Source organism: Streptomyces fuscichromogenes, assembly GCF_014645815.1.
Classification (GTDB): Bacteria; Actinomycetota; Actinomycetes; order Streptomycetales; family Streptomycetaceae; genus Streptomyces; species Streptomyces fuscichromogenes.
In genome coordinates, this window is the sequence record NZ_BMML01000067.1 from 1 (window position 1) to 7,155 (window position 7,155).

Consider the following 7,155-nt stretch of genomic DNA (forward strand, 5'->3'; position numbering starts at 1 on the left):
CGTATCGGGGTGCCCGCCGTAACCGAACGTGACCGATCAGCTGTCCGGAGGTGATCATGGGGAAGCGAGGGCCCGCAGGCAAGCCGACCGCGCTACGCGTGCTGCACGGCGACCGCAAGGACCGGATCAACGACGCCGAGCCGCAGCCCGACGCCGGCGACATCACCGCGCCCGACTGGCTCGGCGAGCAGGCCCTTGCGGTCTGGGACGCCTACGCCCCCGACCTCGAAGCCAAGCGCGTGCTGACGCCCTGGGACTGCGAGGCGTTCGCGAACTGGTGTGACGCGGTGGCCCGCCGCCGCGACGCCGCCGAGCACGTCGAGACCGAAGGCGCCGTCGTCGAGCTCAACGTGTTCAACAAGAACGGCGACCTCACCGGCACACGGCGCGCGAAAAATCCGTGGCTGCTCGCCCTCGACGCCGCGGACGCCCAGGTGCAGCGGTACGGCGCCCGCTTCGGCCTGACCCCCAGCGACCGGGCCTCCCTGAAGATCCCCAACGAGGGGGACGGCCTGGGGGCCGAGCGGCTGCTGTCCTGACCTCCGGGAGGGTGCCATGTCCCCGGCCGCCACGACCCGGCGTCCCGCCCGCAGCAAGGCCGCCGCCCGCCCGGGCCGTACGACCAGGCGGCGCGTCCTCAGGGTCGACCACCACAAGCGGTGGCGGCCGGCGTCCCGTCGCGGCGGGGTGTGCGGGTACACCCTCGACGGGAAGACGTGCGCCCGGCGCGGCGCGCACTACTGCGAGCCGCGCGCGGACCGGGTCGTCCGGTTCTTCGCCGAGCTGCTCATCCACCCCGCCGGCGCCCTCGCCAACACCCGGTTCGTCCTCGCTCCGTGGCAGGAGCACGAGATCATCCGGCCTCTGTTCGGTGAGGTCGTCTGGTCCGTGCAGTGGGGCCGCTACGTCCGGCGCTACACCCGGGCCACGGTCGTCATGGCCCGCAAGAACGGCAAGTCCGCGCTGCTGTCGGGCATCGCGCTGTACATGCTGTGCGGCGACGGCGAGGAGTCCGCCGAGGTCTACTGCGCGGCCGCCAACACTCGGCAGGCGGGCAAGGTGTTCGAGCCCGCGACGAAGATGGTCCGCAAGTCGCCGATCCTGGCGAAGCGGCTCAAGCACATCAAGAACATCCGGCGCCTGGTCGACGAGAAGACCGGCAGCCACTATGAGGCGATCCCCTCCGACGCCGACAACGAGCTCGGGCACTCGCCGCACTGCTTCATCCTCGACGAGGTCCTGAGCCAGCCGGACGACACGCTGTGGAAGGCGATGGTCACCGGTGCCGGTGCGCGGACCCAGCCGCTCATGCTGGCGATCACCACCGAGACCACCGACCAGGTCTCGTTCGGCGCCGAGTTCATCGACGAGGCCGACCGGGTCATGGAGGACCCCGCCCGGGCGCCGCACCACTTCGCGTTCGTGCGGAAGATGCCGCGCAACGTCGACGAGCTGGAGCGGCTGTGGAGGCTGTTCCCCGCGCGGCCCGAGCTGCCCGTCAGCCTCGACCCCTGGGACGAGAAGAACTGGTCCTGGCCCAACCCGGCGCTGGGCACGTTCCTGTCCGTGCAGGCCCTGCGCGAGGACGCCATCGAGGCCCGCACGGACCTGTCCAAGGAGAACGGGTTCCGGCAGTTCCGCCTGAACCAGCGCGTCTCGCAGGTGACGCGATGGATCTCCATGGACCTGTGGAACGCGCGCGCCGGCGAGATCGCCCCCACCCCGGACTGGATCCGCGGCCGCCTGGGGGGCCAGCGCTGCTGGGGCGGCCTCGACCTGTCCAGCAAACTCGACCTCACGGCGTACGCGCTGGTGTTCCCCGGCGGCGAGGTCCTGTGGCGATTCTGGGTCCCGGAGTCCGTGGTGCCGCAGCTCGACGAGCACACCGGCGGCAAGTTCGGCGAGTGGGTGCGGGACGGCTGGATCACCGCGACCGACGGCGACACGATCGATTACGACACGATCTACGACGACGTCGCCGAGGACCACAAGGCGTTCCGGATCGTCGACATCACCTACGACAAGTGGTCGGGCGAGCCGGTGCGGCAGGCGATCGTCAAGCGCACCCGCTTGACGATGGTCGAGTCGGACACCACGTACCTGCGGATGACACCGCCCATGGCCGAGCTCATGCGCCGGCTGAAGTCGAAGGACGACGAACTCACGCACTTCGGCAACCCCGTTGCCCGGTGGATGGCGGACACCGTCGAGAAGAAGAGCCCGCGCGACGACCCCGACCGGCAGCGGCCGGTCAAGCCCGACCGCGACAAGACCGGCAAGCGCATCGACGGCATCCCCGCCCTGCTGTTCGCACTGGACGGCTCGATGCGCGGCCTGCCCAAGACGTCCGTGTACGAGAGCCGGGGGATGCTCGGCTGAACAGGGGGACCGGTGGATCGCTGGGATGTGCTCGGCCTGGCCGGGGTGCTGCTACTCGGGGGCGGCCTGGGCCTGCTGGCCCCGTGGCTGGGCCTCGCTGCGGCCGGCCTGGTCCTCCTCACCATCGCCGTGGCCGGGGCCGTCGCCGGCGAGCGCCAGGCCGCGCGTGAGCAGCTCGTCGACGCGGTCAAGGCGAAGGGCGGTGAGGGCTGATGCCCATCCTCCGTACGGCCGTGCAGGCCGTCGAGCGCGCGACGGCGGGGCCGCTGTCGGGCATCGCGACCCCGGAGAAGTGGGTCACCGAGTGGTTCCGCGGCACCCTCGCCAACTCCTCGGGCGTCCGCGTCGACCAGGACACGGCGATGATGTACGCGCCGTACTTCGCCGGCGTGCGCGTCATCTCCGAGGACGTCGGCGGCCTGCCGCTGCTGATGTACGAGCGCCTGGAGCGCGGCAAGGGCCGGGCCACCACACACCCGCTGTACCCGCTGCTCCACGACGCCCCGAACGACATGATGGGCGCCCTCGCGTTCCGGGAGAACCTGACCGGCCACGCCATGAACTGGGGCCGCGGCGCCGCCTATGTCGTCACCCACCCGCGCACGGGCGTGATCGAGGAGCTGTGGCCGCTGCGCCCCGACCGGCTGCACGTGGTGCCCCGCTACCGGGGCAACGGCCGCTTCGAGCGTTGGTACCAGTACCTCGACGAGGCGAACGGAATTCAGGCCGCCCTCGCCCCGGGCGAGGTCCTGTTCGTCGGCGGGGTCGGCGACAACGGCCTCGGCGGGCACTCGATCGTCGAGCTGGCCGCGAACTCGATCGGCCTGGGCCTGGCGACCGAGCACTACGGCGCGAAGACCTTCGACAACAACAGCGCCCCGGGCGGCATCCTCACCCACCCGGACACCGTGTCGGACGACGCCCGCAAGCGGATGCGCGCCGACTGGGAGGCCCTGCACCGCGGCATCAACCGCGCTGGCCTCATGGCGATCATGGAAGAGGGCGTCACCTGGACCAGCGTGGGGCTGCCCAACGACGCGAACCAGTTCCTGGAGACCCGCAAGCTGCAGGTGACCGACATGTCGCGGTGGCTGCGGCTGCCCCCGCACATGATCGGCGACCTGGACCGGGCGACGTTCTCGAACATCGAGTCCCAGCAGCTCGACTACGTGTCGATGGCGCTCACCTCGTGGCTGACCCGCTGGGAGCAGGCGATCGTCACGCAGCTGCTGCTGCCCGAGGAACGCGCCACGTTCTTCCCCGAGCACCTCGTCGACGGCCTGCTGCGCGGCGACACCGCCGCTCGGTACGCCGCGTACGCGATCGGCCGCCAGTGGGGCTGGCTGTCCGCGAACGACGTCCGTGAGCGGGAGAACATGAACGCCATCGACGGCGGCGACGACTACCTCGTCCCGCTCAACATGGTGCCCGCCGGCAGCGGGGGCGGCGACGGCGGCCGCGGCCGCGCCGTCGTACGGCTGGCCCGCCGGATGATCGGCCGCCAGCCGTGGCGCGCCCGGGCGAACGTCTCCTCGTCCTGGGCGCCGAAGATCGCCGCCGCAGACCAGAAGGTCGCGGACCTGGAGGCCGAGGAAGTCGGCAAGCTCATCGGCGAGCACCTGGCAGACGAGGACGGCGGCCGCGGCCGCCGCTCGGTCGCCGGTTTCGTCACCGCCCTGCAGTCCCTCTACGCGGACGACGGCCCGGTCGGTGAGCTCATGCGCTCGCTGTGGCTGCCGATCTTCACCGAGTTCGCCGCGGACGTCGCGGTCCAGGCCGCCGAGGAAGTCGGCCACGATGACGAGGACCTCGACCTGTCCGTGTGGGCCCGTGCCTACGTCGTCTCGCAGACCGCCTACCGTCTCGCCTCGTCGTTCGGGCAGCTGCGGAAGATCGCCAAGGACAGCGAGCGGGACCAGGTCGTCCAGGACCTCGTGGCCCGCCTGACCCGCTTCCAGGAGGAGCGGCCCGAGACCGTCGCCCAGTGGCAGGGCAACCAGTTCGGGAACGCGGCCGCGCGCGAGGCCTGGAAGGACGCCGGCGTCCGCTCCCTGAAGTGGGTCACCCAGGGCTCGAAGACGTGCCCGTACTGCAAGAAGCTCGACGGCCGGACCACGCCGATCGAGGACCCGTTCATCGGCAAGGGCGACGAGATCGACGGCGACGGCGACGGCGAAAAGCTCGTCGCCAAGCGCAACACCTTCCACCCGCCCGTGCACGTGGGCTGTGACTGCCAGGTGGTGCCCGTCGTATGAGAGCACCCCGCTACATCGACGAGGGCCACTGCTCGCAGTGCGGCGGGGCCGCCGAGCAGGGCCGCTCCGGCGCCTGGTGGCACACCGGCACGCCGTGCGGCAGCCAGCCCGCGCACTTCACCCCCGGCCCCGCCCCCGACGCCGGCGCGGCCGCCCGCCAGCACCACGTGCCGCGCGACCGGCAGATACGACACCCCGGGAGGGACCGATGAACAAGAGGCTGCTGGGCCGCCACTACACACGCGGCTTCGTCCAGCGCGCAGCCAACGACGCCGGCGACGTCGATAAGGCCATGGGCACACCGCTGCCGATCGTCGCGGCGACCGCCGGCCGCAAGGCCGACGGCCTGAACCTGCTCATGGACGGCGCCGACCTGGAGCGGTTCCAGGGCAACCCGGTCATCGGCTACGGGCACAGCTACTGGGGTGCCGAGGGGCTGCCCAAGGGCCGCGCCGAGGACACCCGCGTCGACGGCGACCAGCTGCTCATGAGCGTCGTCTTCGACCAGGACGACGACTTCGCCACCACGATCGAGCGCAAGTACCGCAACAGGTTCCTCAACGCGTTCTCGATCGGCTTCGACGTCCACGAGATCGACGACGACGGCACCGTCAAGGCCTGGGAGCTGTACGAGGTCTCGGCGGTGCCGCTGCCCATGGACCCCAAGGCCCTCGTCTCCGACGGCCGCAGTCTCGCCGTGATGCGCGCCCTCGGCCTGGACCAGCGCGGCCCCGACGCCGACGCGTTCGCCCAGGCCGTCATGGAGCAGCTCGGCGGCCTCGACGTCGACGCGCTGCGCGCCGGCGCGGTGCTGTCCAAGAAGAACAAGGCGCTGGTGCAGAACGCCGTCGACGCGCTCTCCGAGCTGCTGTCGGCGGCCGGCAGCGACGACGAGGAAGACGACGCGCGCGCGGCCGCCGACGCCCACCAGGCCCGCCTGCTGCGGCTCGCAGGCATCTGACCCAGACCCCCGCCCCCGGCCACACCGGCGGCACCACCCAGACCCAGGAGGGGACGGAAGCATGACCACTCTGGCCATCCGCGAGATGAAGGCAAAGCGGACCCAACTCGGCGCCGACGCCAAGGCGATCATGGACGGCGCCACCAGCGCCAAGCGCGCCATGACCGGCGAGGAGAACACGGCGTTCGACGCCCTGATGGACGAGCGCGACCAGCTCGACGCGACGATCGAGCGCGCCGAGAAGCTCCTGGAGGACGACCGCAACGCGGTCGACGACCTGCCCGACGACCAGCGCGGCCGCGGCGGCGACGACACCCCCGAGCTCAAGGCGTTCCGCGCCTACCTGCTCAACGGCCGCGCCCAGCTGACCGAGCAGCAGGCCCGCGCCCTGAACATGGGCAGCGACCCCGAGGGCGGGTTCCTGCTCGCGCCGCAGCAGTTCGTGCAGCAGCTGCTGCAGGCCGTCGACGACATGGTGGCCATCCGCGGCCTGGCGACCGTGCAGCAGATCACCACCGCCGAGTCCCTCGGCGTGCCCAGCCTGGACACCGACCTGACCGACGCCGAGTGGACGTCAGAGCTCGGCACCGGCAGCCAGGACGACAGCCTGCGCATCGGCAAGAGGGAGCTGCGCCCCAACCCGGTGGCCAAGCGGGTCAAGGTCTCCCGCACGCTGCTGCGCCGCGCGGCGATCAGCCCCGAGACGCTCGTGCGCCAGCGCATGGAGTTCAAGTTCGGGGTGACGCAGGAGAAGGCGTTCATGACCGGTGACGGCAACAAGAAGCCGCTCGGCCTGTTCACCGCCAGCTCCGACGGCATCCCCACCTCGCGGGACGTCGCCACCGGCAGCGCGACCGGCATCACGGCCGACGGCCTGATCGACGCCAAGTACACGCTCAAGGCGCAGTACTGGAGCAAGGCACGGTGGCTGTTCCACCGCGACGCGATCCGGATCGTGCGCAAGCTCAAGGACGACAACGGCCAGTACATCTGGCAGCCGGGCCTGACCGCGGACCGCCCGGACCAGATCCTGGAAGCGCCGTACCTGGTCAACGAGTACGTGCCCAACACCTTCACGAACGGCAACTACGTGGGGATGTTCGGGGACTTCAGCTTCTACTGGATCGTCGACGCCCTCGCCATGGACATCCAGCGCCTGGTCGAGCTGTATGCCGAGACCAACCAGGTCGGTTTCATCGGCCGCATGGAGTCCGACGGCATGCCGGTCCTGGCCGAGGCGTTCGTACGCCTCAAGGCCGCCACCTCCTGACCCGCGCCCCGCGCCTCACCCCCTTGCCCGAGGAAGGAACTCCATGAGCAGGACCGATCTGAAGAGCCACGTCAACGTGGCGCAGTCCCTCGTGCCCGCGTCCAGGACGACGACGGCGACCGGAACCGGCGTCGACCTCGCCGGCTTCGACGCGGCCGCCGTCGTCCTGGACCTGGGCGCCGCCGGCGGCACCACGCCCAGCTTCACGTTCGAGATCCAGGAGTCGAACGACAACTCGACGTTCACCGCGGTCGCGGCCGCCGACCTCGACGGCGGGCAGCCGGCCGCGG

Annotated in this window: 8 protein-coding genes; all 8 read left to right on the top strand. The window is 71.1% G+C overall.

Annotated features, from left to right (window positions below; genetic code table 11):
* Positions 1-56 precede the first annotated feature (56 nt).
* Positions 57-539, top strand: coding sequence for a phage terminase small subunit P27 family (locus IEZ11_RS49770; protein WP_189269746.1), 483 nt, complete (start codon positions 57-59; stop codon positions 537-539).
* Between the two features lie 16 nt (positions 540-555).
* A complete protein-coding gene (locus tag IEZ11_RS49775) occupies positions 556-2,379 on the top strand; it encodes a terminase large subunit (RefSeq protein WP_229713987.1) in 1,824 nt (607 codons plus the stop codon).
* Positions 2,380-2,391: 12 nt separating this feature from the next.
* Positions 2,392-2,592: a hypothetical protein gene (locus tag IEZ11_RS49780; protein ID WP_189269747.1), complete on the top strand. Its 201-nt coding sequence runs from the start codon at positions 2,392-2,394 to the stop codon at positions 2,590-2,592.
* On the top strand, positions 2,592-4,634 hold the full coding sequence (locus IEZ11_RS49785) for a phage portal protein (RefSeq protein ID WP_189269748.1): 2,043 nt from the start codon (positions 2,592-2,594) through the stop codon (positions 4,632-4,634). The genes IEZ11_RS49780 and IEZ11_RS49785 overlap by 1 nt, the downstream gene beginning before the upstream one ends.
* Complete coding sequence (locus tag IEZ11_RS49790; protein WP_189269749.1) at positions 4,631-4,846, top strand: hypothetical protein; 216 nt, start codon at positions 4,631-4,633, stop codon at positions 4,844-4,846. Before IEZ11_RS49785 ends, IEZ11_RS49790 begins: the two co-directional genes overlap by 4 nt.
* Positions 4,843-5,595, top strand: coding sequence for an HK97 family phage prohead protease (locus tag IEZ11_RS49795; RefSeq protein ID WP_189269750.1), 753 nt, complete (start codon positions 4,843-4,845; stop codon positions 5,593-5,595). The genes IEZ11_RS49790 and IEZ11_RS49795 overlap by 4 nt, the downstream gene beginning before the upstream one ends.
* A 61-nt stretch (positions 5,596-5,656) precedes the next feature.
* On the top strand, positions 5,657-6,865 hold the full coding sequence (locus IEZ11_RS49800) for a phage major capsid protein (protein WP_189269751.1): 1,209 nt from the start codon (positions 5,657-5,659) through the stop codon (positions 6,863-6,865).
* 43 nt (positions 6,866-6,908) lie between these two features.
* Positions 6,909-7,155 (top strand): hypothetical protein (locus IEZ11_RS49805; RefSeq protein WP_373295092.1); only part of this gene is annotated, 247 nt, incomplete at its 3' end.

Excerpts from the sequence above, each read along its gene's own strand:
- IEZ11_RS49770 (WP_189269746.1), top strand. The coding sequence starts at position 57 with ATGGGGAAGCGAGGGCCCGCAGGCAAGCCGACCGCGCTACGCGTGCTG.
- IEZ11_RS49775 (WP_229713987.1), top strand. The coding sequence starts at position 556 with ATGTCCCCGGCCGCCACGACCCGGCGTCCCGCCCGCAGCAAGGCCGCC.
- IEZ11_RS49785 (WP_189269748.1), top strand. The coding sequence starts at position 2,592 with ATGCCCATCCTCCGTACGGCCGTGCAGGCCGTCGAGCGCGCGACGGCG.
- IEZ11_RS49790 (WP_189269749.1), top strand. The coding sequence starts at position 4,631 with ATGAGAGCACCCCGCTACATCGACGAGGGCCACTGCTCGCAGTGCGGC.
- IEZ11_RS49795 (WP_189269750.1), top strand. The coding sequence starts at position 4,843 with ATGAACAAGAGGCTGCTGGGCCGCCACTACACACGCGGCTTCGTCCAG.
- IEZ11_RS49800 (WP_189269751.1), top strand. The coding sequence starts at position 5,657 with ATGACCACTCTGGCCATCCGCGAGATGAAGGCAAAGCGGACCCAACTC.